The sequence below is a fragment of the Streptomyces sp. SID486 genome, assembly GCF_009865385.1.
In the GTDB taxonomy this organism is placed as follows: domain Bacteria; phylum Actinomycetota; class Actinomycetes; order Streptomycetales; family Streptomycetaceae; genus Streptomyces.
In genome coordinates this window covers 24,595-49,720 of record NZ_WWJT01000563.1, presented here as the reverse complement: position 1 = coordinate 49,720, position 25,126 = coordinate 24,595, and the positions used below count along the sequence as shown (strand labels likewise).

23 protein-coding genes are annotated in these 25,126 nt (G+C 70.5%); 15 read left to right on the top strand and 8 right to left on the bottom strand.

Features of this window, described 5'->3' with window-relative positions:
• The coding region (locus GT045_RS25870) for a polymorphic toxin-type HINT domain-containing protein (protein ID WP_272926897.1) at positions 1–1,950 on the top strand (1,950 nt) is incomplete at its 5' end.
• Between the two features lie 64 nt (positions 1,951–2,014).
• Complete coding sequence (locus GT045_RS25865; protein ID WP_161335627.1) at positions 2,015–2,662, top strand: hypothetical protein; 648 nt, start codon at positions 2,015–2,017, stop codon at positions 2,660–2,662.
• 316 nt (positions 2,663–2,978) lie between these two features.
• On the opposite strand, the gene GT045_RS25860 is transcribed toward GT045_RS25865, so the two are convergent.
• Positions 2,979–3,959: a winged helix-turn-helix domain-containing protein gene (locus tag GT045_RS25860; RefSeq protein WP_161335626.1), complete on the bottom strand. Its 981-nt coding sequence runs from the start codon at positions 3,957–3,959 to the stop codon at positions 2,979–2,981.
• A 378-nt stretch (positions 3,960–4,337) separates the two neighbouring features.
• Here GT045_RS25860 and GT045_RS25855 point away from each other — a divergent pair, with 378 nt between their 5' ends.
• The 4 genes from GT045_RS25855 (at position 4,338) to GT045_RS25840 (ending at position 8,438) form a co-directional block, all read left to right on the top strand.
• Positions 4,338–5,552, top strand: a complete 1,215-nt coding sequence (locus tag GT045_RS25855; RefSeq protein ID WP_161335625.1) for an MFS transporter — start codon at positions 4,338–4,340, stop codon at positions 5,550–5,552.
• Between the two features lie 212 nt (positions 5,553–5,764).
• Positions 5,765–6,271 (top strand): MarR family transcriptional regulator, encoded by a 507-nt coding sequence (locus tag GT045_RS25850; protein ID WP_161295914.1) that lies wholly within the window; start codon positions 5,765–5,767, stop codon positions 6,269–6,271.
• 52 nt (positions 6,272–6,323) lie between these two features.
• Positions 6,324–6,662, top strand: a complete 339-nt coding sequence (locus tag GT045_RS25845; protein WP_161295913.1) for a DUF3817 domain-containing protein — start codon at positions 6,324–6,326, stop codon at positions 6,660–6,662.
• Positions 6,663–6,737: 75 nt separating this feature from the next.
• On the top strand, positions 6,738–8,438 hold the full coding sequence (locus tag GT045_RS25840) for a methylmalonyl-CoA mutase family protein (protein ID WP_161295911.1): 1,701 nt from the start codon (positions 6,738–6,740) through the stop codon (positions 8,436–8,438).
• A 272-nt stretch (positions 8,439–8,710) separates the two neighbouring features.
• Here GT045_RS25840 and GT045_RS25835 read toward each other — a convergent pair whose 3' ends face one another.
• Positions 8,711–9,337, bottom strand: a complete 627-nt coding sequence (locus tag GT045_RS25835; RefSeq protein WP_161295909.1) for a TetR/AcrR family transcriptional regulator — start codon at positions 9,335–9,337, stop codon at positions 8,711–8,713.
• Positions 9,338–9,546: 209 nt separating this feature from the next.
• Here GT045_RS25835 and GT045_RS25830 point away from each other — a divergent pair, with 209 nt between their 5' ends.
• From GT045_RS25830 to GT045_RS25810, 5 genes are all read left to right on the top strand, one after another.
• Complete coding sequence (locus tag GT045_RS25830) at positions 9,547–10,518, top strand: tetratricopeptide repeat protein (protein ID WP_161335624.1); 972 nt, start codon at positions 9,547–9,549, stop codon at positions 10,516–10,518.
• A 620-nt stretch (positions 10,519–11,138) separates the two neighbouring features.
• Positions 11,139–11,798, top strand: coding sequence for a DUF6230 family protein (locus GT045_RS25825; protein ID WP_161295905.1), 660 nt, complete (start codon positions 11,139–11,141; stop codon positions 11,796–11,798).
• A 120-nt stretch (positions 11,799–11,918) separates the two neighbouring features.
• On the top strand, positions 11,919–12,503 hold the full coding sequence (locus tag GT045_RS25820; protein WP_161295903.1) for a DUF6114 domain-containing protein: 585 nt from the start codon (positions 11,919–11,921) through the stop codon (positions 12,501–12,503).
• Positions 12,493–13,956 (top strand): hypothetical protein, encoded by a 1,464-nt coding sequence (locus GT045_RS25815; RefSeq protein ID WP_345942757.1) that lies wholly within the window; start codon positions 12,493–12,495, stop codon positions 13,954–13,956. Before GT045_RS25820 ends, GT045_RS25815 begins: the two co-directional genes overlap by 11 nt.
• Positions 13,957–14,503: 547 nt before the next feature.
• Positions 14,504–14,986: a hypothetical protein gene (locus GT045_RS25810; RefSeq protein ID WP_161335623.1), complete on the top strand. Its 483-nt coding sequence runs from the start codon at positions 14,504–14,506 to the stop codon at positions 14,984–14,986.
• 84 nt (positions 14,987–15,070) lie between these two features.
• On the opposite strand, the gene GT045_RS25805 is transcribed toward GT045_RS25810, so the two are convergent.
• Together GT045_RS25805 and GT045_RS25800 are read right to left on the bottom strand one after the other, a co-directional pair.
• On the bottom strand, positions 15,071–15,460 hold the full coding sequence (locus GT045_RS25805) for a hypothetical protein (protein ID WP_161295899.1): 390 nt from the start codon (positions 15,458–15,460) through the stop codon (positions 15,071–15,073).
• 3 nt (positions 15,461–15,463) lie between these two features.
• Entirely contained in the window at positions 15,464–15,943 is a 480-nt protein-coding gene (locus GT045_RS25800) for a hypothetical protein (RefSeq protein WP_161335622.1), read from the bottom strand.
• Positions 15,944–16,014: 71 nt separating this feature from the next.
• Here GT045_RS25800 and GT045_RS25795 point away from each other — a divergent pair, with 71 nt between their 5' ends.
• From GT045_RS25795 to GT045_RS25785, 3 genes are all read left to right on the top strand, one after another.
• A complete protein-coding gene (locus tag GT045_RS25795) occupies positions 16,015–16,179 on the top strand; it encodes a hypothetical protein (RefSeq protein WP_161335621.1) in 165 nt (54 codons plus the stop codon).
• Positions 16,180–16,965: 786 nt separating this feature from the next.
• The gene (locus GT045_RS25790; protein WP_161335620.1) at positions 16,966–17,256 is read left to right on the top strand and encodes a hypothetical protein; all 291 of its coding nucleotides are present in this window, start codon (positions 16,966–16,968) and stop codon (positions 17,254–17,256) included.
• Positions 17,253–17,801 (top strand): hypothetical protein, encoded by a 549-nt coding sequence (locus GT045_RS25785; RefSeq protein WP_161335619.1) that lies wholly within the window; start codon positions 17,253–17,255, stop codon positions 17,799–17,801. Before GT045_RS25790 ends, GT045_RS25785 begins: the two co-directional genes overlap by 4 nt.
• 509 nt (positions 17,802–18,310) lie before the next feature.
• On the opposite strand, the gene pyk is transcribed toward GT045_RS25785, so the two are convergent.
• From pyk to pta, 3 genes are all read right to left on the bottom strand, one after another.
• Positions 18,311–19,738 carry a pyruvate kinase gene (pyk, locus tag GT045_RS25780; RefSeq protein ID WP_161295890.1) on the bottom strand — a complete coding sequence of 476 codons (1,428 nt, stop codon included), beginning with the start codon at positions 19,736–19,738 and terminating at the stop codon, positions 18,311–18,313.
• 87 nt (positions 19,739–19,825) lie between these two features.
• Complete coding sequence (locus GT045_RS25775) at positions 19,826–21,037, bottom strand: acetate kinase (RefSeq protein WP_161335618.1); 1,212 nt, start codon at positions 21,035–21,037, stop codon at positions 19,826–19,828.
• Complete coding sequence (pta, locus tag GT045_RS25770) at positions 21,034–23,124, bottom strand: phosphate acetyltransferase (protein ID WP_161335617.1); 2,091 nt, start codon at positions 23,122–23,124, stop codon at positions 21,034–21,036. The genes GT045_RS25775 and pta overlap by 4 nt, the downstream gene beginning before the upstream one ends.
• 193 nt (positions 23,125–23,317) lie before the next feature.
• Between pta and GT045_RS25765 the strand changes: the two genes are divergently transcribed.
• Positions 23,318–24,343 carry an ATP-dependent 6-phosphofructokinase gene (locus GT045_RS25765; RefSeq protein WP_161295884.1) on the top strand — a complete coding sequence of 342 codons (1,026 nt, stop codon included), beginning with the start codon at positions 23,318–23,320 and terminating at the stop codon, positions 24,341–24,343.
• A 50-nt stretch (positions 24,344–24,393) separates the two neighbouring features.
• Here GT045_RS25765 and GT045_RS25760 read toward each other — a convergent pair whose 3' ends face one another.
• Positions 24,394–25,098 carry an XRE family transcriptional regulator gene (locus GT045_RS25760; protein ID WP_345942756.1) on the bottom strand — a complete coding sequence of 235 codons (705 nt, stop codon included), beginning with the start codon at positions 25,096–25,098 and terminating at the stop codon, positions 24,394–24,396.
• Positions 25,099–25,126 lie beyond the last annotated feature (28 nt).

Sequence of the window (25,126 nt, the reverse complement as noted above, 5' to 3'; positions counted from 1 at the left end):
GACCAGGCCAAGGGTGACGCCAAGGAGGCGTACGTCCACGCGGCGAACGCCGCCAAGTACGCCGCCGACGCCCGCACCTACTCCAAGGAGGCCCTCGGCTACGCGGCCGACGCCGCCAAGGCCGCAGCCGCGGCACAGGCGTCACTGGCCCGCACCATCACCTACGACCAGCAGGCCGCCGACGACGCGGCAGCCGCCGACAAGGCCGCCGGCAACGCCGAGGGCTACGCCAAGGACGCCCGCGACTCCGCCGACGCCGCCGAACTCGACGCCGAAGCCGCCCGCTCCGCCGCCAGCCAGGCCGAACAGGACGCCAAGGACGCCCGCGCCGCCGCCGACCGCGCCGACGCCGCGGCGACCGAGGCCGAACAGGCAGCCAAGGACGCCGACAAGTACGCCAAGGAAGCCCAGGAAGCAGCCGACCGCGCCGAGAAGGTGGCCAAGGCCAAGCAGATCAACGACGGAACCGTCACCGACGAGCGCGGCTCCATCGGCAACGTCTTCTACGTCATCGACCGCATCGAGAAGACCGGTGATCCGGAGGTCGTCAGCAAGACGGACGGCTGCGACCACTGGTGGAACCACCTCGCCTACCGGGGCGACTGCACGATCACCACGAAGATCAAGTACAAGGCCGTCCTGAACCTGTACCTGTGCGCCGCCGAGGGCATCGACCCGCAGAAGCTCATGTGCCCGACCGAGGCCACGACGTACATCGGTGAGATCAAGACCGACGAACTGTCCAAGGAGGTCACCCACACCATCACGATCGCCGAGTGGCAGGACGGCGTCGATCCCATCGACATCCTCTTCGGTAACTGGATCAAGTGCGCACAGAAGTTCTCCTCCGGCTTCGAGAGCGGTAGCTGGGGCGGCTGCGCGTGGGCATCCCTGGACGTCGCGAGCCTGTTCGCGGGCAAGATCATCCGACCCATCGCCGAGGCGCTGCGCGCCGTGGACGCCGCGTTCGTCACCGGCATCGGTGTCCGCGACGCCTTCAAGGCACTCAAGGCCATCGAAGGCATAGATGCGGCGGCGGTCGCCGCGATCGAGCGCGAAGTCGAGCTCTATGAGGAAATCGCGACCTCGTGCCCCCGGAACAGCTTCCCCGGCGACACCCGGGTGCTGATGTCCGACGGGACGCGCAGGCCGATCCGGGACGTCCGCGTCGGCGACCTGGTGCTCGCCACCGACCCCGATTCCGGGCAGGCTCGGCCGGAACCGGTCACCGACACCTTCCGGCACGACACGAGCCACCTGGTCGATATCGCCCTGGCAGGCGGCGGCACCCTGACGAGCACGACCGGACACCGCGTCTACGTGACCGGCCGTGGCTGGGCCCACGTCTCCGACTTGCGAGTCGGGGACCGGCTGCGCTCGGGCGACGGCTTCCTGCAGGCTGTGACCGCCCTGCGTGACCGCTCTGGTCTGGCTTCACAGCGGGTTTACGACCTCACGGTCGACGGTCTCCACACCTTCTACGTCCTTCCTCGGGGCGGGCAGTCCGACGAGGTACTCGTCCACAACTGCGTGAACATCGTGGCAGATGAGGGGGTGGAGCAGGCTCATACCCTTAAGGACCATGTCAACCCCACGGATCAGGAGATGCAGGCCGAGGCCGTCAAGAAGGGTCGCGCTACCAAGTGGACCGACCAGGACACCGCCGTCAAGAGCGTGCAGGCCGCCTTCGACAACTGGATTAGGAAGAAGAGCAACCGCACCCGGCTGGACAAGTGGCTCGCCCAGCAATCCCACAACCCGAGCTTCGACCCTCGCTTTGATCTGCTCGAATTCAGGTGGGAGCTGAGAGGCCAGGGGTCCCTCGGACGAGTGTGGATCAAAAACGGTCCGCAGGGTGTGGCGACCGGCAACGAGGTGGTCGTTCAGCTGAGATACGCGGGCAAGCACAAGCCGACCAGGTACGTGGTCTACACGTCCTATCCGGAATAGGAGGGTGACTCTGATGGCAGGGGCGGACGGAGAGTGGGTAAGCGCCGGACGGCAGGAGTTCATCGTGGACATTGGGCTGAGCTGGTTGGCGATGAAGTCCTGCCACCCGGTGTGGCTGTCCGCCGAGGACCACGACCGGTTCGTTCCGGGCGGCGGGCCGGTGGAGGTCCAGCTCCGTCTGGTGGAGGACGCCGTCACCGCGGTCGGCCGTACCATCGTCCTGCAGATCGGTGAGGACGTGCGGCGGCTGCTGGCCTCGGATCTGCCGGACGAGGTGCTCCGCGCCGTATGGATCGGAGCGACGAAGCGCTACTTCGATCCCGCGGAGTACGACCTGACGGGAGGACAGTGGCTGCGCCGCGTCGAAGGCGCGTGGGCCACCGGCATGCGCCGGTCCGACGCTGCATTCGTCCCGGCGCCGCCGCGGCCCGTGACGGACGCCCGGCTGCGCAGTGCGGTCCGGGAGCAGATCGGTGCCGTCGCCGACGTGTTGGGACAAGCGGCCGTCGACGGATCGGTACCCGGCCTGGTCCCGGCGTTGGAGCGGGTGGTCGACGAAGCCTGTGCGGACGTCGGTTTCCGGATGTTCCTGAGGTGCATGAAGGCGTACTTCGTGGCGATCGACGAGGAGCGCTGCGACGCCTTCACCGCCCTCGGCGAACGCTTCGGCTACCCGGAGTTCCTCGTGGACGACCACCTCAACGTCGGCTAGGGACGACGGGACCGACCAGCACCGCCCGGGTCCCGCCGAGACGGGAGCCATGCGACTCCGGTCTCGGCGGGACCTTCGCGTACCGCACGGCCCGCCCCTACGTACCCCACCCACCGCCCCGTGCAACTCCGTTGACAGCTCGCGGGGCGCTGCGACTACATCACCGAGCCTTGATTCCGCACTCCGCCAACTCACCCCGGAGCCGTTCCGTCTCCCAAGCCTCGTACCGGCAAGACGGCCACCACCAGGAACCTGACGTGACGAAGCACTACCAGGCAGTCTCGCCTGGATCGCCGGGCGGGCCGGAGGGACGCCGTCAGGCCGGGGAGGTCAGCGCCGTGCCGAGTGGGGTGCGTTCGTAGAGGACCTGGTGGCCGTAGCGTCGGGCGGTCAGCAGGCCCGCGTCGCGCAGCACCGCCAGGTGGGCCGACACCGACGACGCGGCCAGCCCCAGCCGGTGTGCCAGCGCGGAGGTCGACGCCGGTTCGTCCAGCGCGGCCAGCACCGCCGCCCGGTTGCGCCCCAGCAGCCGTACCAGCGCCCCGGGGACCCCGGCACCGGGCTCGGTCCACAGGCCGCCGACGCCCCGGGCCGGGTAGACCACTGTGGGCTGCCACGGGGGCTCGAAACCGGTGACCACGTCCGGCCACGAGAACACGCTCGGCATCAGCACCAGCCCTTGGCCGCCGAGGTCGCGGGCGTACTCGACGTGGAGCGCGAGGGTCAGCGTGCGGCCGTTCCAGGACAGCCGCGGGTCCAGCTCCGGCAGCAGCCTGCCGAGCCCCACCTCGGCCAGCCGCCGCGAGTGGAAGGCCACGTCCGCCTCCAGCAGGGCCCGCAGCCGCAGCCAGTCCGGCTCGACCAGCACCCGCCAGGCGTTCTCCAGGGCGTCCGCCAGCTCCCGCACCATCCGCACCGGATCCGCCAGCCAGGCCCGGCCGTGCGCCGACTCGAGCGCGCCCGGCGTGCAGGCCAGCGCGCGGGCGGTGTCCTCACGGGCCGTCGCCGGGTCGGACCGCCGAACGGCCGCGATCTCCTCCTCGAAGGTGGCCCCCGGTCCGATCGGCGGTGGGCCGAGCCAGTCCGGTGAGTGCCCTCGCCTCGGCATGAGCAGCCACAGCGGGGCGAGGTCCAGTCCGGCCGCCGCCGTACGGATCCGCCGCAGCCACGGCGCGTGGTACCCGTGCCGGTCCGGCCGCTTCAGGGTCCGCACCGCCTCATGGGTCTCCCAGAGCGGCGACACCGCGAACCGGCAGCGCAGGAAGTCGTCCTCACCGAAGCGCAGGAGAGAGGGCACGGGTCACCTTCCTCGGGCCCACAGCCGCCGACCGCCGACCGCCGACCGCCGGCCGTCGACCGCCAGCCGTGGGCCCGAGGGACCAGAGCCAGGGCCAGGGCGGGTGGCCACCGGCCAGGGGCCGGCGGCGGCGGGCGACGGTCCGGTAGCCGGGGCAGCCGACGGGCGACGGTCCGGTAGCCGGGGGAGCGGACTGGGAACGGTCCGGCAGCTGAGGCAGCCGACGGGGAACGGTCCGGCAGCCGGGGCAGCCGGCGGGTAACGGTCCGGCAGCCGGGGCGGCGGACCGGGGGCGGAAGCTCGGCCTCTCGGGTGAGAACATTCGGCCGCAGCCGAAACTCTACGGCCACCCCGCCCCGTCCGGGCACGCTGCCCCGCATGTCCGCACCGCCCCAGGCGGCCCCGGCGAGCCCCGTCGGATACGGCCGCGTCTTCGCCGTGCCCGAGTTCCGGGCCGTCTTCGCCGCGCACACCCTGTCCATGCTCGGCGTGATCGTCAGTGAGGTCGCCCTCTCCGTCCTCGTCTACGACACCACCGGCTCGGCCCTGCTGAGCGCGCTCACCTTCGCGCTGGGCTTCCTGCCCTACGCCCTCGGCGGCACGCTGCTCGCGCCGGTCGCCGACCGCTTCCCGGCCCGGCGGGTGCTCGTCACCTGCGACCTGGTCTGCGCCGGCTGCGTGGCCGTGATGGCGGGGCCCGGCACCGGCATCGGCGTCCTGCTCGCGCTGCGCTGCTGCCTCGCCGTCGTAGCCCCGGTCTTCACCGGCACCCGGACGGCCACCCTCGCCGACGTCCTCGGCGACGGAGACCTGTTCGTGCTCGGCCGCTCCCTGCTGCGGATCGTCGCCCAGAGCGCCCTCCTCGTCGGCTACGGCCTCGGCGGTCTGCTGCTCGCCGCCGTCACCCCGCGCCACGCCCTGCTGATCACCGTCGCCACCTTCCTCGCCTCCGCCGCCCTGCTCCGCCTGGGCACCCGGCGCCGCCCGGCCCGCGCGCCCGGCCCGACGGACACCCCGCCCGGCCTCCGGACACTGTTCGCCCACCCGCGGATCCGGCTCCTGCTCCTCCTCTTCTGGGTGCCGTCGGCGTTCGTCGTCGTCCCAGAGGCCCTGGCCGCGCCGTACGCCGACGCCCTGGGCAGCGGACCGGTGGGGCTCGGCCTGCTCATGTGCGGACTGCCGGCCGGCACGGTGGCGGGCGAGCTGTTCATAGGGGCCCGGCTGCGCCCAGCGGCCCGCGAACGCCTCGTACTCCCTCTGCTGCGCCTGTCCCTGCTGCCCTGCGCCGGCTACGCCCTGCACCCCGGGCTCGCCGGGTCCCTGCTGCTCCTGGTGCTGTCCGGGGCAGGCTCGGCGTACACCCTCGGCCTGGACCAGTGGTTCGTGCGGGCGGTGCCGGAGGAACTGCGCGGGCGGGCCATGACCGTGCTGAGCGCCGGGCTGATGACCGTCCAGGGCGTGGGCATGGCGCTGGCCGGGGTGGCCGCGCAGGCGGTGGGGGTCCGGGCGGCCGTGGCGGGCGCCGGGGCACTGGGCACCCTGTGCTGCTGCGGCCTCGCCCTGTGGTCGCGGACACGCGCGCCGGAAGCCTGAGCGCACCGGCCCGTGGTCGCGGGCACGCGCGCCGGAAGCCTGACGTGCACCGGCCCGTGGTCGCGGGCACGCGCGCCGGAAGCCTGACGGGCACCGGCCCGACTGCGGTCCGTGCCGCACCCGGCGCCGGCCGGACCCCGGCGGACCGGGCCGGTGACCGAAACCCGAGACGGAGCTGACCGGCATATGACCGGCCGGTAGGGTCTGATGACGTGCCGAAGCCTCTCAGCCTCCCGTTCGACCCCATCGCCCGCGCCGACGAGCTCTGGAAGCAGCGCTGGGGAACCGTACCGTCCATGGCCGCGATCACCTCGATCATGCGTGCCCAGCAGATCCTGCTCGCCGAGGTGGACGCGGTGGTCAAGCCGTACGGGCTGACGTTCGCCCGCTACGAGGCACTCGTGCTGCTGAACTTCTCCAAGGCCGGCCGGCTGCCGATGTCCAAGATCGGTGAGCGGCTGATGGTGCATCCCACGTCGGTGACCAACACCGTGGACCGGCTGGTGAAGTCCGGACTGGTGGCCAAGCGCCCCAACCCCGACGACGGCCGCGGCACCCTCGCGGTCATCACCGAGAAGGGCCGCGAGGTGGTCGACGCGGCCACCCGCGACCTGATGGCCATGGAATTCGGGCTCGGGGTGTACGACGCGGAGGAGTGCCGGGAGATCTTCGCGATGCTGCGCCCGCTGCGGATCGCGGCACACGACTTCGAGGAGTGACCCGGGGCACCCGGGGCAAGATCTCCCGGAACGGGTGGTTACGCTCGACTCCATGAAAAAGAGCGTGCTGACCCGCTACCGCGTACTGGCGTACATCACCGGTGTCCTGCTGGTGCTGCTGTGCCTGGGCATGATCGCGAAGTACGGGCTGGACGTCGACGGTGCCGCCGACTTCACCCGAGTCGTCGCCATCGCCCACGGCTGGCTGTACGTCGTCTACCTCGTCTTCGCCTTCGACCTGGGCTCCAAGGCGAAGTGGCCGGTCGGCAAGCAGCTGTGGGTGCTGCTCGCGGGCACCGTCCCCACCGCCGCGTTCTTCGTCGAGCGGAAGATCAGCCGCGAGCTGGAAGCCCGGGTCGCCGACCCGGCCCCGGCCGTCGCCAAGGCGTAGCGCACACCGCCGTACGGATGCCGTACGGCGGTCTGCCATCGACATTTACTAGGACGTCCAAGTAAATTCGAGGGTATGGACGCTCACGCCATCGAGGAGGGCCGCCGACGCTGGCAGGCCCGCTACGACGCCGCGCGCAAGCGCGACGCGGACTTCACCACGCTCTCCGGTGACCCAGTGGAGCCGGTGTACGGGCCCCGGCCAGGTGACACGTACGAGGGATTCGAGCGGATCGGCTGGCCCGGGGAGTACCCCTTCACGCGCGGGCTCCACCCGACCGGCTACCGCGGCCGCACCTGGACGATCCGCCAGTTCGCGGGGTTCGGCAACGCCGAGCAGACCAACGAGCGGTACAAGATGATCCTCGCCGCCGGCGGCGGGGGCCTGTCCGTCGCCTTCGACATGCCGACGCTGATGGGCCGCGACTCCGACGACCCGCGCGCGCTCGGCGAGGTCGGCCACTGCGGGGTCGCCATCGACTCGGCCGCCGACATGGAGGTGCTGTTCAAGGACATCCCGCTGGGGGACGTGACCACCTCCATGACCATCAGCGGGCCGGCCGTGCCCGTCTTCTGCATGTACCTGGTCGCCGCCGAGCGCCAGGGTGTCGATCCGCGGGTGCTCAACGGCACCCTCCAGACCGACATCTTCAAGGAGTACATCGCCCAGAAGGAGTGGCTCTTCCAGCCGGAGCCCCACCTGCGGCTGATCGGCGACCTGATGGAGTACTGCGCGGCGGGCATCCCGGCGTACAAGCCGCTGTCCGTCTCCGGCTACCACATCCGGGAGGCCGGGGCCACGGCCGCGCAGGAGCTGGCCTACACGCTGGCGGACGGCTTCGGGTACGTCGAGCTGGGCCTCAGCCGCGGGCTGGACGTCGACGTCTTCGCACCCGGCCTCTCCTTCTTCTTCGACGCCCACGTGGACTTCTTCGAGGAGATCGCCAAGTTCCGGGCCGCACGCCGGATCTGGGCCCGCTGGATGCGGGACGTCTACGGCGCGAAGACCGACAAGGCGCAGTGGCTGCGCTTCCACACCCAGACCGCCGGCGTCTCGCTGACCGCGCAGCAGCCGTACAACAACGTGGTGCGTACGGCCGTGGAGGCGCTGGCCGCGGTGCTCGGCGGGACCAACTCGCTGCACACCAACGCCCTGGACGAGACCCTCGCGCTGCCGAGCGAGCAGGCCGCGGAGATCGCGCTGCGCACCCAGCAGGTGCTGATGGAGGAGACCGGGGCCGCCAACGTGGCCGACCCGCTGGGCGGCTCCTGGTACGTCGAGCAGCTGACGGACCGGATCGAGGCGGACGCGGAGAAGATCTTCGAGCAGATCAAGGAGCGGGGCCTCAGGGCGCACCCCGACGGACAGCACCCGATCGGCCCCGTCACCTCCGGCATCCTGCGCGGGATCGAGGACGGCTGGTTCACCGGGGAGATCGCCGAGTCCGCCTTCCGCTACCAGCGGGCCCTGGAGAAGGGCGAGAAGAGGGTCGTGGGCGTCAACGTCGCCACCGGGTCGGTCACCGGCGACCTGGAGATCCTGCGGGTCAGCCACGAGGTGGAGCGGGAGCAGGTGCGCGTGCTCGCGGACCGCAGGTCCGCCCGCGACGAGGCGGCGGTGCGCGCGGAACTGGAGAAGATGCTGGCCGCCGCCCGGTCGGGCGCGAACATGATCGAGCCGATGCTGAACGCCGTCCGTGCCGAGGCCACGCTGGGCGAGATCTGCGGGGTGCTGCGGGACGAGTGGGGGGTGTACACGGAGCCGGCGGGCTTCTGACGGGCAGCCCGGCGCGCCGCCCACCGCATGGAGCAGGGGCGTGCGGTGGGCGGCGCGCGCCGTCGTACGTCACCTCCGTCGGCGCGCACGGCGCCGGCCGTGGGAGGCGGACATGGGCGGACGTGGGCGGGCGTCCGCGCCGCGCCCGGTGCCGCACGTGGGCGTTCGCCGCGCCCGGCGCCGGACGTGGGCGTCTGCCTTACCCGGTGCCGGCCGTGGGCGGGCGTTCCCCTCCCGCCGTGCCCGTGCCCGTGCCCGTGCCCGGGGGTGTCCTAGGCGTCCCGTGCGGCTCCCGCCAGTCCCAGGAGCAGTACGCGGGTGAAGTCGCGGACCCATGCCTCGTCCGCGGCCTTGCCGCTCACCAGGGTGCGGTGGACCACCGCGCCCGCCACCATGTCGAAGATCAGATCCACCGTGCGGGCGGATTCGGCCGGATCGGGCTGCGGGGGGAGTTCTCCGCGGAGCTGGGCCCGTGCGCGTCCCTCCAGGACCAGGCACATCTGCCGCTCCACGATGGAGGCGCGGATGCGCTCGCGCAGGGCGTCGTCGCGGGTGGACTCGGCGATCACCGCCATCAGGCCGCTCCTGGCCTCGGGGCGGGCCAGGATGGCCGCGAACTGGAGCACCACGCCCTCGATGTCGGCGGCCAGGCTGCCGCGGTCGGGCAGTTCCAGCTCGTCGAAGAGTTCGGCGACGGCGTCCACGACCAGTTCGTTCTTGCCGGACCAGCGGCGGTAGAGCGTGGTCTTCGCAACCCCGGCCCGCGTCGCCACGTCCCCCAGGGTGAGCTTGGACCAGCCCAGCTCGACCAGAGCCTGCCGGGTCGCGGCCAGGATCGCGGTGTCCGCGGCGGCGCTGCGCGGGCGCCCGGGACGGCTGGCGGGGGTGCGGCTCTGCATCCCCTGACCATAACCGGCGGGTCCTGTGGCGTCGTGAGGGAGATCACCGGGCTGTGGTGTCGCGCGGTGCCCTCATGGCATTACGCTACGACTCGTAGCGAAAGCTCGTGAGGGACGTATCACGGGTGACGACCGTCCGGCGTGGGGTGGGGACCCCGGCGCCGTACACCGCTTTTCACTCAGGCGCGCAAACGGGGGAGGATAGACGCATGCAGCCACGGAACATGTCCATGAGCGGTGTCGTCGACCTCGCCGCGGTGAAGGCGGCCCAAGAGGCCAAGGCCAAGGCCGAGCAGGCGCGCGCCGAAGCCGCCCGGCAGGGCGGGACGGGGGCCGTCTCTCCGGCCGATCTCGTCATCGACGTCGATGAGGCGGGGTTCGAGCAGGAAGTCCTGCAGCGCTCCGCCGAAGTGCCCGTCGTCATCGACTTCTGGGCCGAGTGGTGTCAGCCCTGCAAGCAGCTGAGCCCGGTCCTGGAGCGGCTGGCCGTCGAGTACAACGGCCGCTTCCTCCTCGCCAAGATCGATGTCGACGCCAACCAGATGCTGATGCAGCAGTTCGGGGTGCAGGGCATCCCGGCGGTGTTCGCCGTCGTCGCGGGCCAGGCGCTGCCGCTGTTCCAGGGAGCGGCCGACGAGCAGCAGATCCGGCAGACCCTGGACCAGCTGGTGACGGTCGCCGAACAGCGCTTCGGCCTGACCGGCCTGACCGTCGACCCGGACGCCGAGCCGGGCGGTGCCCCCGTCGCCGCGCCGGCGGAGGGCCCGTACGAGGCGGCGCTGAACGCCGCCGCGCAGGCGCTGGACGCCGGTGACCTCGGCGGTGCGGTCCGGGCGTACCAGAACGTGCTGGCCGACGACCCGGCGCACCCGGAGGCCAAGCTGGGCCTGGCCCAGGCCGAGCTGCTCCAGCGGGTGCAGGACATGGACCCGCAGAAGGTGCGTCAGGAGGCCGCCGAGAAGCCGAAGGACGCCGCCGCGCAGATCGCCGCCGCCGATCTGGACCTGGTGGGCGGCCATGTGGAGGACGCGTTCGGCCGGCTGATCGACACCGTGCAGAGCACGGCGGGCGACGACCGGGACGCCGTACGCGTCCGGCTGCTGGAGCTGTTCGAGGTCGTGGGCCAGGACGACCCGCGGGTGGTCGGGGCGCGCCGGGCGCTCGCCCGTGCCCTGTTCTGACCTGTCGTTAAACCCCGGCTTGTGATGCCGGGGTGAAAGATTCGCCACCGAGGCGCCACGGGGACCGCGCTTTACCAAATCTTGGTAATTGCGGTCCCTGTTACTCCGAGTAAGACGAGGCCGTTGGTCTGTCTGGATTCGTCCAGGGATCAACGGCTTTGCTCTGCCCATGAAAGCCACCGAGCGTCGCGCTCCGAGATCGGGCGGTCGTCCTCCGGTTATCCCGCCGTTACTAGCCAGTAACGAACCCCCTTGTGTCCAGGCCGAGAATGCACCACGATCGGCGACGCTCGGTCCATTCCCGTACCCCGGCATCCGGCCGGGTCGCGGGAGACTCTGGGTCCCCACCGAGCAGGGCCGGCGGCAGTGGCGCCGGTCCTGGGACAGGGGGGTCTTCGCCGGCCGGTGAAGCCTGTCCAGCAAGGTTGTGCGTGATGCGTGTCAGGCGCGACCAGTGGTTGTCGCTCGGGGGTGATCGCCGGTGATTCGGGCGCGATGCGCGCCTCCGGGTACGGGCGCTCTCCTTCCCGAGGACGTAGCACTTCTCCCATCCCTGCCTGGCCGAGCCGCCGACCGGCGCACGACCGGGCCAGGAGATGTACGTCCGAGAAGGAGGAAATATGGAGTCCCAGGTGCGTGGCGGGACCAGATGGAAGCGGTTCGCTGTGGTCATGGTGCCCAGCGTCGCCGCTACGGCAGCGATAGGCGTGGCCCTGGCGCAGGGTGCGCTGGCGGCTTCGTTCAGTGTGTCGGGCCAGTCGTTCAAGGTGTCGGCGAAGTTCCTCCACGGTGAGGGCTTCTCGCAGTACGGAGCGATCGACCAGGGCTACACCCTCACGGGTGACAAGGCCGCTCACCCGGTTGCGGTCTCGGCCTTCACCACGGCCCGCATCCAGAAGATGTGCCAGTCGGTCGTCACCCCGGACATCCCGATCCTCGGTGATGTCACGCTGCGGCTCGAGGCGGGTGACAGCGACGACGAGAACAAGCAGGTCCACGCGGAGCACCTGTACATCGACGTCGAGGACCTCGGCGCCGACGCCACCTTCAACAACATCGACATCGGCGTCGCCGCCAAGGACCTCAAGCACGAGAAGATCAAGAGTGGCGAGGTCCAGAACAAGCAGGCCAATCCGTTCGGCTTCGCCCAGCAGGCGGACTCGGCGGACCTGAGCAACGTGAAGCAGACGGCTTGGGCGACCACTGCCGGAACCTTCAAGCTCAGCGGTCTGCACATGTCGCTGGCGCGAGGCAGCGGCCCGAAGTACGAGTGCTACTAGTCACTCATTGGCGGGCGGGGGAGGCCCACGGCACTCCCGCCCGCCGACTCTACGGCCGCGTCTGACACGCGGCACACATCACCACCACGGCTATGCCGCCGCACCAGGGAGCTGTTTTCCATGAGCGCCGAGACTCCTGCCGCCGCACCTGGCCAGTTGACCCGCCGGAGGCTGCAGTTCCGCGCCTGGCGGGGCACGCGTCCGTTCTGGGCCGGTCTGCTCGTCATGATCGGCGGATTCTTCATCCTGTACTTCCCGTACGCGCACCTCCAGCTCGGCCACCTGACCCTGGCGATGGGAACCCCCGGCGGTTCCAGTTCCCTGATCATCGGTGTGCTGCTCATCGTCCTCGGGATCATCTTCTGGTTCCAGCAGCACATGCGTGTCTTCGGAGGCGCCGCGGCGATCCTGCTGGCGCTGGTGTCCCTCCCGATGTCGAACTTCGGCGGCTTCATCGTCGGATTCCTGTGCGCGCTGACCGGCGGAGCGATGGCCGTGTCCTGGGCGCCGGGCGCGCCTGCGAAGCAGCAGCCGTCGGCCGAGGCCGCCCCGGGCGAGGGCGGTGCCCCCGAAGCGGTGGTACCGCACCAGGGAACCGACCCGGTGGGCGACGGGGGCCCTTCCTCGGCGTACCAGCCCTGGGAGAACGACCTGTCAGGAACGAACCCGTCCAACGGGGCGAACGGGAGGCACAGTGCCGGCTGACGAGGTGACCCGCGGGACTGGCGTGGAGTCGCCCCGGGCGAGAACCGGGGCACGCCACGCGGCCCCCAAGAAGCCGCTGTTCACCAGGTTCCACATGCCGGCCGGCAAGGCGATAGCCACCGTGGCGATGCCGACCGCGGTGCTCGTGGGCCTCGGGTTCACGTCGTCGCTCGCCCTGGCCAGCAACGGCAGTCCTTCTCCCTCGAACTCGCAACAGGCCGAGGACTACAAGGACTGCGTCAAGGCGCTGGGCGACGACAAGGATCCCTCCGCCTCGCCGTCACCGTCCGCCTCGGAGAGCACGTCGGAGTCGGCCTCGCCGTCGTCCTCCCCGTCGCCCTCGGCCGACGACAAGGACACGCAGGGCGGTACGGACGGCACGGGCGAGCAGAGCAAGGGTTCGCCGGACGCCAAGGACACGGGCGGCATCCCCTCTTCGCCGGATTCAGGTTCCGACGACAAGGGCGCGCCCGAGCCGAGCGCGACCTCCGAGACCTCCGGCTCCGGTTCGGATTCCGCGGGCGACGCGACGAAGCCGGTACCGGAGGAGACGGGGAGCAAGACAGGGGGCATCCTCGGCACCATCGGGGACACGATCGGTGACATCCTCACCGGCGGTCACAAGGACTCCGGCGCGCCGTCCGCGACTTCGACGCCGACAGCGTCCCCGTCGTCCTCGTCGGGCACCCCGGCTTCGCCCGCCCCGGATTCGCCGTCCCACGCGCCGTCGAGTTCCGAGGGCTCCGGCTCGTCCTCCTCGGGCGGCGGCAGTGTCTCCGACACGGTCAAGGACACGGCCAAGAAGGCCGGGGACACGGTCGAGGACACGGCCAAGAAGGCCGGGGACACGGTCGAGGACACGGCGAAGAAGGCCGGGGACACGGTCAAGGACACCACCGACACCGTCTCCGAGACGGCAGGGGACGCGACCGGATCAGCCACGCCGAGCCCGTCCGCCAGCGAGTCCGCCTCCGCGAAGGACTGCGCGGCGGCCACGGACAAAGTGAGCGGCGTCGACAACAAGGTGCTGGTCGCCGACGATCCCTGGTACCTGGACGCCAGCTCGCTGTACCTCAAGCAGGCCGATTACCAGGGCGTCGTGGAGGTCCAGACGGCCAGTGGCAAGAAGAAGAAGGTGCTGAAGTACGTCATCTCCGGTGGCACCGTCATCGGGGACCTGCACCAGATAGTCAAGGACAAGCAGACGAACAAGACGTACCACGTCCAGGCGGCCAAGGACTCGGAGTCCAACATCACCGGCGGCGACACGGTGATGTACACCGAGAGTATATCCGGCAACCTGTTCGGGCTGCTCCCGGTGACGTTCAGTCCCGACAGCCCGCCCCCGCTGAACATCCCGTACATCTACTTCACCCACGTGAAGGTCACTCAGGCCGCCCAGTTCGGCGGCAACCTGACGATTCCCGGGATGCACCAGTACGTCGAGGGGTGAGCGCCGGCGTCCTCGACGGACCTCTTCGGATGCCGCGAGGGACCGTGCCCCGCCGGGTCGACCCGGCGGGGCACGGTCCCTCGCGGCATTGCACTTCGGCGGTCCCGAACCGAGATCGGCCGCCGCGACCAAGCGCACCGGTACCGACACCGCCCTGCGCACGCTCGTGACTCCGGACGCCTCGGCCGGCGAGTGGGCACAGGCCGCACCGCAGGACAAGGACGCGGGCCTCGCGGCCCTGAACGTCTTCCGCCGCCGGGCGAAGCTGAGCGACAGCAACAAGCCGTATCGTGCGGTGAACGACTCGCAGGGGCGTGAGTCCTGGGCGCCCGGGTTCGGCGGAGACATCGCTCATCGAGCAGGCCGCGCGGTACGCGCACGAGGTTCCGAGGACCAGGGACGACCCGGGCGGAGGCAACTTCGCAGACTACGCTTCGATGACATCACAACGGGTGCGACCGGTCAGAACCGCATCCCACTCGTCCTCGACGAGTTCGGCACCTCAAGAGCGCACAGCCGCACAACGTCTGGTAGGAGCGGAAAGAAGTTGATCTCATTCTCCTTCGAGCCTCGTGCCGAAGATGTCTTCTGGTCCTGCGGCGTGCGGCCCGAGCACCCGGACCGGCCCGAGCACCCCGAGCTGACCGGCGCGGACTTCTCCATGGACTTCTTCAAGGCGGACCTGCGGCTCGTCGTCCACGGTGTGGATCTCGGGCTGCGCACGCCCGGACTGCCCGTGGTCGACTTCGCACTCATGCTGGAGTACGCGAGGAGAGAGCTGGAGACACGGAGTGACATCGCGGTGGAGACGAGCGTGACCCAGCATGTGTTTTCCTTCAGCCGCGAGGCGGAGGCCGTCACCTTGACGACGAACTACGCGCCGGCCGTGGCCCGACTGACCTGGCCCGAGCTGCGGCAGCTCACGGAGCGGGCGAAGGCCGGGGCGTACCGGCTGATCACCACCGCGCATCCGCAACTGCGCGACAACGTGTGGCTGCGGGAGACCGTGGGAACTCCGTCGGCTGTGTGATCTTCCGGCCGTCGGGCAGTCACCCGAAGAACCGAGGGCGCCCCCTGTGACAGGGGGCGCCCTCGGTGTTTCACCGGGCCGGTGTCACACCTGCGCCGCCGCCTCCGCCATGGCGCGCGCCAGCGTGTCGAAGTTCTCCCGGTAGAAGCCCAGCCGGATGTGGAACGGCTCCTCCGTGAACGCGCCACCGCGCACCAGGAACATGGTGGGCACGGCGGTCAGCGCGCTGTGCGCCATGTGCAGTTCGGCCAGGGTCAGCCGGATGTCGCGTGACTCCGTGCGGGGTCCGGCCAGGCGCTCCAGCAGCCCGTCGACCGCTTCCCGGCCCGCGCCGACCAGCAGGGTCAGTTGCGTGTCGCCGAGGTCCTGCTCTCGCAGGTGGCTCAGCGCCTCGTACATCGCGGACGCCTGGGAGGGCGCCAGCCGGGCGATGAACGCGTCCCCGTCGCGGGTCAGCTTCAGCCGTGTCCTCAATGGTCACTCCTTCCCGCGTCGGTCCTGGCCGATGGGCTCGTAGCGGCCGCCGTCGTGGGACGACTCATACGACTTCTTGTAGGCGTGGATGCGGTGCGGCTGGCTGATGATGATCAGCTTCCGGTCCTCATCGTAGGCGACGGGGTTCTTCGTATCCGTGTCGATGTGGGTCTGCTTGCTCCGCCACTGCCGGAAGTAGTCGGCCATGTCCTCGAGGTTGCGGCCGACGCCCGGAGGGGCATGATCCGCCGCCTCCTTGATGTCGCTGCTGCCCATCCGCATCCGCTGGTACTCCACGCCGTCCGCCACGTCCGACCCGTACTTCTTCTCGATGTCGGCCAGTACCTCGTAGGGCAGGTCGTCGGCCAGATCGAAGTCGCAGACGTTCAGGTCGATGCCGTCGTCGGACGAGGCCGCCGCGGCGGTGGACACCGACGCCGGGCCGGCCGTGCCGACGAAGCCGGCGCTCCGCGCGGGCGCCACCCATCCGGGGCTTCTTCTTGCGGGACGGGAGGTTGGGCTCCTTCTTCGCCTTCTGCGCGAGTTTGCGGAGCTTGTCCAGCGTCTTCTTCGCCTTCGCGGACTTCTCGAAGAAGCCGAAAACGCCGGAGGACATCCGGACGATCGCCTTGACCGCCGTGCCCAGCTTCTGGATCGGGATCGCCTTGGCCAGCGTCCACAGGCAGCTCTCGACGTCCCCCTTGGTCAGACAGTTTTGAGGTCGGTCCAGCCGATTTCGTCGAGGAGGATCTGGCCACCGTTGTCCTTGACCCAGTCCAGCAGGCTCAGGGACGCCAGGGCGCGCGCCTGCCGGTACTGATCTACACACTCCTGTGGACCAGTACCGCGAGGCCATGGCGGCCGGGAACCAGGATGTTCTCGACTGGGTCAAGGCGAACGGCGGCCAGATCCTGCTCGACCTGCTGGGCGTGACGGACGCCAAGAAGTGCTTCTCCGATCCTGACGTGGAGAGCTGCCTGTGGACGGCGGTCAGCGCCATCAGCCTGGTCGCCCTGATCGGCAAGGCGCCCGCCGTGGCCACGGCCATGGTCCGGGTCGCCGGTGGACTCGCCAAGTTCTTCGAGGGTGCCTCCAAGGCACGCAAGACCTCACCAGCCGCTCCTGGACGGACGCCGGGCGTCTGCGGGTCGGTGACCGGCTACAGACCCCGGACCACGGCACCGTCAAGGTCGTCGGCGTCACCTCGTACACGAAGCCGCAGGTCACGTACGACCTCACGGTGGAGGGAACTCCTATTTCGTCGCGGCCGGGGACCCGGCCGCGACGAACAACATCAGCTGCAGGACGATCACGGAGGGTGCGCTGAAGCACATCGCGGACCAGCACCTGTGGGGTGGCAAGTACCACAAAGTGGGTGATAAGGGCAACGTGTCCGCAGAGGGATTGATGCCACCAAGCTCAAGAAGCCCATCGAGGAGGCTGCTCAGTTCGGGGAGGAGGCCCCGCGGGCCAAGGGTGACCCGCGCGGAGGCAACTACATCGACATGGACGGCGAGCTGGTCAAGTGGGCCGCGCTGGAGGACGGAGAACTGGTGATCATGCCGAAGAGGGTGCAGGGAGAGGAGCTGTCCCACCCAGTGCTGAGCGGTGGCGCGGCGGTGCGTGCCGCGGGCGAGGCTGAGGTCGCCGGCGGTGGGGGGCAGTACTTCGGCCTGCGCATCGACAACCACAGTGGTCACTTCTTCAAGGCGGGCGACCCGTTCTGGTCGCCGGGCGGCGGTGCGGAACAGTTGCGGAAGGAGATGTTCGAGGCGGCCGGGGTGCACTTCGGATGAATGGGCTCTTCGATGGCCTAGACCAGCTCGACCTGGACGCCCACGTACGCCGGTGGTCGGCTGCGGAGGTGGCCCGGGCGGAAGGGTCGGTGAACCACTGGATCGCCGCGGCGCAGATGTTCGCCGCCCGCATCCAGAAGGATCCGGCCCGGCTGACGGTGGAGCGGTGGCGGGCGGTCGGCACGGCATGGTCGGCTCTGCTCGCCGCCGCCGAGCGGGCCACGGGGACGCAGCACGGCGAATGGCTGCTGCGCGATCTGTGGCTCAGAAGCTCACTGTCCCAGTCGGTGGGTGCACGGACGGACGTACCGCTGCTCGATCCACGGACCGTGCTCGAACGGGCGCTCGGCGCCCTGCCGATGGACCGTGAGACGGCTGCAGCGCTGGCGCCGCGCTGGCGTGAGCTGGAGCGCTCGCAGATCCTCACGCTCCGGACGGTCCGCCGCCTGCTCAGCCCGGTGGCGCCGCTGCGGCAATGGCTGGCTGAGCACCCGCGGTGGGGCGAGTTCGAGGCGTGGCAACGGCTGGCCGCCGACCTGCCGTAGCCTCGGACGAACTCCGGACAGAACCGAGCGCGTCTCCTGGGGCGGGGCGCCCTCGGTGCCGAGCGGAACGGCCGGGAGGCGGCAGCCCCCGGAAAGCCGCAACGGAGGTGCCTTCACCGCCGACAGTCAGGGAGGCGGAGAAGTAACCGTCGGGGGACGGGGGCGATTTGAGAACACAGCTCAAGCTGACCCTGCTCGTCGGTGCCAGCCGGGAGGCGGTCGACGCGGTGGTGGAACGCCTGCCGGACCGCACACCAAGTCCTGAGACGCCGGGCTTGCCCGCTCGCCCTGGCCGACTGCACACGGTCCACGGGGCGTCGACCGCCGTACCCACCCTGTTCGCCGGGTCGGGCGGAGGTTACTGAAGGAGCCGGCCGGATTCCTACCGTGAGAACTTTGCACGCCCTGGCGAACGCCGTCGTGCCGGCGGCGCAGGTGTGACACCGGCCCGGTGAAACACCGAGGGCGCCCCCTGTCACAGGAGGCGCCCTCGGTGCCGTTCAGGGCCTCTACTTGCTCTGGCCGCCCAGGTGGTGGACGCGGAGCATGTTCGTCGTGCCGGGGACCCCGGGGGGCGAGCCGGCGGTGATGATGACCGTGTCGCCCGAGTCGAAGCGGCTCAGCTTGGCGATCTCCTGGTCCACCAGGTCGACCATCTCGTCGGTGGTGTTCACGAACGGCACGATGTGCGACTCCACGCCCCAGCTCAGGGTGAGCTGGTTGCGGGTGCCCTCGTCCGTGGTGAAGGCGATGATCGGCTGGCAGGCGCGGTACCGGGACAGCCGGCGCGCGGTGTCGCCGGACTGGGTGAAGGCGACCAGGCCCTTGGCGCCGAGGAAGTCGGCGATCTCCGCCGCCGCACGGGCCACCGAACCACCCTGCGTGCGCGGCTTCTTGCCGGGGACGAGGGGCTGCAGACCCTTGGAGAGCAGCTCCTGCTCGGCGGCGGTGACGATCTTCGACATCGTCCTGACCGTCTCGATCGGGTACGCGCCCACGCTCGACTCGGCCGACAGCATGACCGCGTCCGCGCCGTCCAGGATCGCGTTGGCGACGTCGGACGCCTCGGCGCGGGTCGGCCGGGAGTTGGTGATCATCGACTCCATCATCTGGGTCGCCACGATCACCGGCTTGGCGTTGCGCCGGCACAGCTCGATCAGGCGCTTCTGCACCATGGGGACCTTCTCGAGCGGGTACTCGACGGCGAGGTCGCCACGGGCGACCATGACCGCGTCGAACGCCGCGACGACGTCCTCCATGTTCTCCACCGCCTGCGGCTTCTCCACCTTGGCGATGACCGGGACCCGGCGGCCCTCCTCGTCCATGACGCGGTGGACGTCCTGGACGTCCTTGGCGTCGCGGACGAAGGACAGGGCGACCATGTCGCAGCCCATGCGGAGGGCGAAGCGGAGGTCCTCGACGTCCTTCTCGCTCAGCGCCGGCACGTTGACGGCCGCGCCGGGCAGGTTGATGCCCTTGTGGTCGGAGACGACACCGCCCTCGATGACGATGGTCTTGACCCGGGGCCCCTCGACGTCCAGGACCTTCAGCTCGACGTTGCCGTCGTTGATGAGGACCTGGTCACCGCGCGAGACGTCGCCCGGCAGCCCCTTGTACGTCGTACCGCAGATGTGCTTGTCGCCCGGCACGTCCTCGGTCGTGATGACGAACTCGTCACCGCGTTCCAGCTCGACCGGACCCTCGGCGAAGGTCTCCAGGCGGATCTTCGGGCCCTGGAGGTCGGCGAGGACGCCGATGGCGCGGCCGGTCTCCTTGGACGCGGCCCGGACGCGGTCGTACCGCGCCTGGTGCTCGGCGTGGGTGCCGTGGCTGAAGTTGAAACGGGCTACGTTCATGCCCGCCTCGATCATGGCGACGAGCATCTCGTGGGAGTCGACCGCGGGGCCGAGAGTACAGACGATTTTCGAACGGCGCATGGGGCGATCCTATCGGTTTGTTTCGCTACGGAATATTCCGTCTGGCGGAAGATACAAATGAGTGCCGCACCGCTCAGGTGCTGCTATTCAGTTCTTCTTTCCGACCAGTGCGTAGGTCTGCGTCGCGATCTCCAGTTCTTCGTCCGTCGGCACCACCGCGACCGCCACTCGGGCGGATTCGGGTGAAATGAGCCGAGGCTCGCCACCGCGCACGGCATTGCGCTCCGGGTCGACCGCCAGGCCCAGGCCCGCCAGGCCCGCGATCGCCGCCTCCCGCACCGCGGCCGCGTTCTCGCCGACCCCGGCGGTGAAGGCGACCGCGTCCACCGTGCCGAGCACCGCGTAATAGGCGCCGATGTACTTCTTGATCCGGTGAATGTAAATGTCGAAGGCGAGCGCGGCCTGTTCGTCGCCCGCCTCGACCCGGCGGCGGATCTCCCGCATGTCGTTGTCCCCGCACAGACCGAACAGGCCGCTCCTCTTGTTGAGGAGAGTGTCGATCTCGTCCATGGACATATCGCCAACCCGTGCCAAATGGAAGATGACGGCCGGGTCCAGGTCCCCGGAGCGCGTACCCATCACGAGCCCCTCCAAGGGCGTCAGCCCCATGGAGGTGTCCACGCACCGGCCCTTCTCCACCGCCGACGCGGAGGCGCCGTTGCCCAGGTGCAGCACGATCACGTTGACCTCGGCCGGGTCCTTGCCCAGCAGCCGCGCGGTCTCCCGGGAGACGTAGGCGTGCGAGGTGCCGTGGAAGCCGTAGCGGCGGATGCGGTGGCGGTCGGCGATCTTCGGGTCGATCGCGTAGCGCGCCGCCGACTCCGGCATCGTCGTGTGGAACGCCGTGTCGAAGACGGCGACCTGGGGCAGGTCGGGGCGGAGCGCCCGCGCGGTGCGGATACCGGTGAGGTTGGCCGGGTTGTGCAGCGGGGCGACCGGGATCAGCCGCTCGATCTCGGTGATCACCTCGTCGTCGACGACGGTCGGCTCGGTGAAGAACAGCCCGCCGTGCACCACGCGGTGACCGACCGCGGCCAGCTCGGGGGAGTCGAGGCCGAGGCCGTCGCGGCCCAGCTCCGCCGCGACCGCCTTGAGTGCGGCGTCGTGGTCGGCGATCGGCCCGGTGTGCTCGCGGGTGTCGCCGGAGGTGAGGCAGGTGTGCTTCAGCCGGGACGTCTGCTCACCGATGCGCTCGACCAGGCCCACCGCGAGACGGCTGCTGTCCCGCATGTCCAGGAGCTGGTACTTCACCGACGAGGAGCCGGAGTTGAGGACGAGGACACGGGTCGGGGAGGTCACTGCTGGGACGCCTTCTCGCTGGGGTTCTGGGCCTGGATCGCCGTGATGGCGACGGTGTTGACGATGTCCTGGACGAGCGCGCCCCGGGACAGGTCGTTGACCGGCTTGCGCAGGCCCTGCAGGACCGGGCCGACGGCGATCGCGCCGGCCGAGCGCTGCACGGCCTTGTAGGTGTTGTTGCCGGTGTTGAGGTCGGGGAAGATCAGCACGCTGGCCTGGCCCGCGACCTCGGAGCCGGGCAGCTTGGTGGCCGCCACGGACGGCTCCACGGCCGCGTCGTACTGGATGGGACCCTCGATCTTCAGGTCGGTCCGGCGCGAGCGCGCCAGCTCGGTGGCCTCGCGCACCTTGTCGACGTCGGCACCGGAGCCGGACGTGCCGGTGGAGTACGACAGCATCGCGATCCGCGGTTCCACGCCGAACTGCGCGGCCGTGCCCGCCGACTGGATGGCGATGTCCGCCAGCTGCTCGGCGTCCGGGTCCGGGTTGACCGCGCAGTCGCCGTAGACCAGCACCTTGTCCGCCAGGCACATGAAGAACACCGACGACACGATCGAGGAGTCCGGCCGGGTCTTGATGATCTCGAAGGCCGGCCGGATGGTGGCGGCCGTGGAGTGCACCGAGCCGGAGACCATCCCGTCGGCCAGGCCCTCCTGGACCATCAGGGTGCCGAAGTAGTTCACGTCGGAGACCACGTCGTAGGCCAGCTCGACCGTGACGCCCTTGTGCGCGCGCAGCGCCGCGTACTTCTCCGCGAAGGCGTCGCGCAGCCCTGAGGTGGCCGGGTCGATCAGCTGGGTGTCGCCGAGGTCGATGCCGAGGTCGGCGGCCGTCTTGCGGATCCGGTCGACCGGGCCGAGCAGGGTCAGGTCGCACACGCCCCGGCGCAGCAGCACCTCGGCCGCGTGCAGCACCCGCTCCTCGGTGCCCTCCGGGAGCACGACCCGCCGCTTGTCGGAGCGTGCCTGCTCCAGCAGCTTGTGCTCGAACATCATCGGGGTGACCCGGTCGCTGCTCGGCGCGGAGACCCGGCGGGCCAGGTCCGCGGTGTCGGCGTACCGCTCGAACAGGCCGAGGGCGGTCTCCGCCTTGCGCGGGGTGGCCGCGTTGAGCTTGCCCTCCAGGGAGAACAGCTGCTCGGCGGTGGGGAAGCTGTTGCCGGCCACCGACAGCACCGGGGTGCCCGGGGCGAGGCGGGCGGCGAGGGTGAGGACCTCGTCGCGCGGCACCTCGCCGAGCGTCAGCAGCACCCCGGCTATCGGGGGGGTGCCGGCGCTGTGCGCGGCCAGCGAGCCGACGACCAGGTCGGCGCGGTCGCCGGGGGTCACCACGAGGCAGCCGGGGGTGAGGGCGCCCAGCAGGTTGGGCAGCATGGCGCCGCCGAAGACGAAGTCCAGCGCGTCCCGGGCCAGGCCCGAGTCGTCGCCGAGCAGCACCCGGGCGCCGAGGGCGTGGGCGATCTGGGAGACGGTCGGCGCGGACAGCGCGGGCTCGTCCGGCACGACGTAGCAGGGCACCGGCAGCCGGTCGGCGAGCCGGCCGGCGATCTCGTCGCGGTCCGCGCGGGCCACCCGGTTGGTGACCATCGCCAGCACGTCGCACCCGAGGCCGTCGTACGCGCGGTAGGCGTTGCGGGTCTCGGCCAGCACCGACTCGGCGGTCTGCTTGCGTCCGCCCACCACCGGGATCACCGACGCGCCGAACTCGTTGGCGAGCCGGGCGTTCAGGGACAGCTCGTCCGGCAGCTGTGTGCCGGCGAAGTCGGTGCCGAGGACCAGGACCACGTCGTAGTCGCGGGCGACCAGGTGGAAGCGGTCGACGAGGGCGGAGACCAGCTCGTCGGTGCCCTGCTCGGCCTGGAGTGCGGACGCCTCGTGGTAGTCCATGCCGTAGACGGTCGCGGAGTCCTGCGAGAGCCGGTAGCGGGACCGCAGCAGCTCGAACAGGCGATCGGGCCCGTCGTGGACCAGCGGACGGAACACGCCCACCCGGTCGACCTGCCGGGTCAGGAGCTCCATGACTCCCAGCTCCACGACCTGGCGGCCGTCACCGCGGTCGATCCCGGTCACGTACACGCTGCGCGTCACGTGTCCACTCCGTTCCTCATGTCTTGGATGTCGCGTCTTCGGCATAAAAATCGCCCACCGAGGTGAGCAGGACCCTCTTGACAATACCCCCGCTGCCGGATAAGGCGCCCGTCAAGACCTCACCTGCCTGGCGGACGTGAAACAATCGACACCGGCTCACCGGTACACGACAGCGAGCAGGAGACACAGCACGATGCGCATCGGAGTTCTCACCGCAGGCGGCGACTGCCCCGGCCTGAACGCCGTGATCCGGTCCGTCGTGCACCGGGCGGTGGCGCAGTACGGCGACGAGGTCATCGGCTTCGAGGACGGCTACCGGGGCCTGCTGGACCGCCACTACCGCGCCCTCGACCTGGACGCCGTCAGCGGCATCCTGGCCCGCGGCGGCACCATCCTCGGCTCCTCCCGGCTGGAGCGCGACCGGCTGCGCGAGGCCTGCGAGGGCGCCGCCGACATGGTCGAGGAGTTCGGCATCGACGCGCTGATCCCGATCGGCGGCGAGGGCACCCTGACCGCGGCCCGCATGCTCTCCGACGCCGGCCTGCCGGTGGTCGGCGTCCCCAAGACCATCGACAACGACATCTCCTCCACCGACCGCACCTTCGGCTTCGACACCGCCGTCGGCGTCGCGACCGAGGCCATGGACCGGCTCAAGACCACCGCCGAGTCCCACCAGCGCGTGATGGTCGTGGAGGTCATGGGCCGGCACGCCGGCTGGATCGCCCTGGAGTCCGGCATGGCCGCCGGCGCCCACGGCATCTGCCTGCCCGAGCGCCCCTTCGACCCCGCCGACCTGGCCAAGATGGTCGAGGAGCGCTTCGCCCGCGGCAAGAAGTTCGCCGTCGTCTGCGTCGCCGAGGGCGCCCACCCCGCCGAGGGCTCCATGGACTACGGCAAGGGCGACATCGACCAGTACGGCCACGAGCGCTTCCAGGGCATCGGCACCGCGCTCGCCTACGAGCTGGAGCGGCGCCTGGGCAAGGAGGCCAAGCCGGTCATCCTCGGCCACGTCCAGCGCGGCGGCGTCCCCACCCCCTACGACCGGGTCCTCGCCACCCGCTTCGGCTGGCACGCCGTCGAGGCCGCGCACCGCGGCCAGTTCGGCCGGATGACCGCGCTGCGCGGCACCGACATCGTGATGGTGCCGCTCGCCGAGGCCGTCACCGAGCTGAAGACGGTACCGAAGGACCGGATGGACGAGGCCGAGTCGGTCTTCTGAGCCGCCGGGCTCCCGGGCCGCCCTTCGCGGGGTGGTCCGGCGGAACCCGTTCAGCCGGTCCGGCCCTCCACGGCCGTCCAGAAGTTGTCGACGATCCCGTCCAGGAACTGCTGCCCCGACTCGCTCGCGTTCCTGCTGCCGCCGCCCCAGCTGAGGGTGGCGGCCATGTGCCCCTGGTAGTCCTGGTGCAGTTCCTGCAGCACCTGTTCCACGACCTCCTTGTCCAGCGGGGCGAGCTTCATCACCGGCCGCACGTAGGCCTGCCAGCGCGTGGTCACCGCGCTGTGCAGCAGATCGGCGAGTTTCGCCTCGCGGCCGGTGACGGCCACGAAGTCGGGCAGGGCGAGTTCCAGGATCCGGGCGAGCGCGGCCGACTGCCGCTCGTTGCCCCGCCACTGGCCGCTCTCCTCCGCCTCCAGGTAGGCGCGCAGCTCCATGCCGACGGCGTGGGCGATGTCCTCGGCCGCGACGGCACGGGCGATGCGGTGCTCGCGCAGCGTCCTCGGCCGGCCGATCAGCTCGCCGGGTGAACACCACAGCACACCCGCGAGCGCGGTGAGTTCGGGGTTGCCCGGCGCGACGGTGCCGCGCTCCCAGGCGATCACGAGATCAGGGGTGACGTAGGGCAGTCCGTACGAGGCACGCATCCCGTAGGCGACGTGCTCGGGCCCCATGCCCAGCGCGGCGCGGAGCCTGCGGGCGGCCGGGGCGTTGAACGGGGGAGCTGGGGGGTTCGGTTGGGCTGAGTGGCGCACCCGGCACAAGGTAGGGGTGCACGGGGGC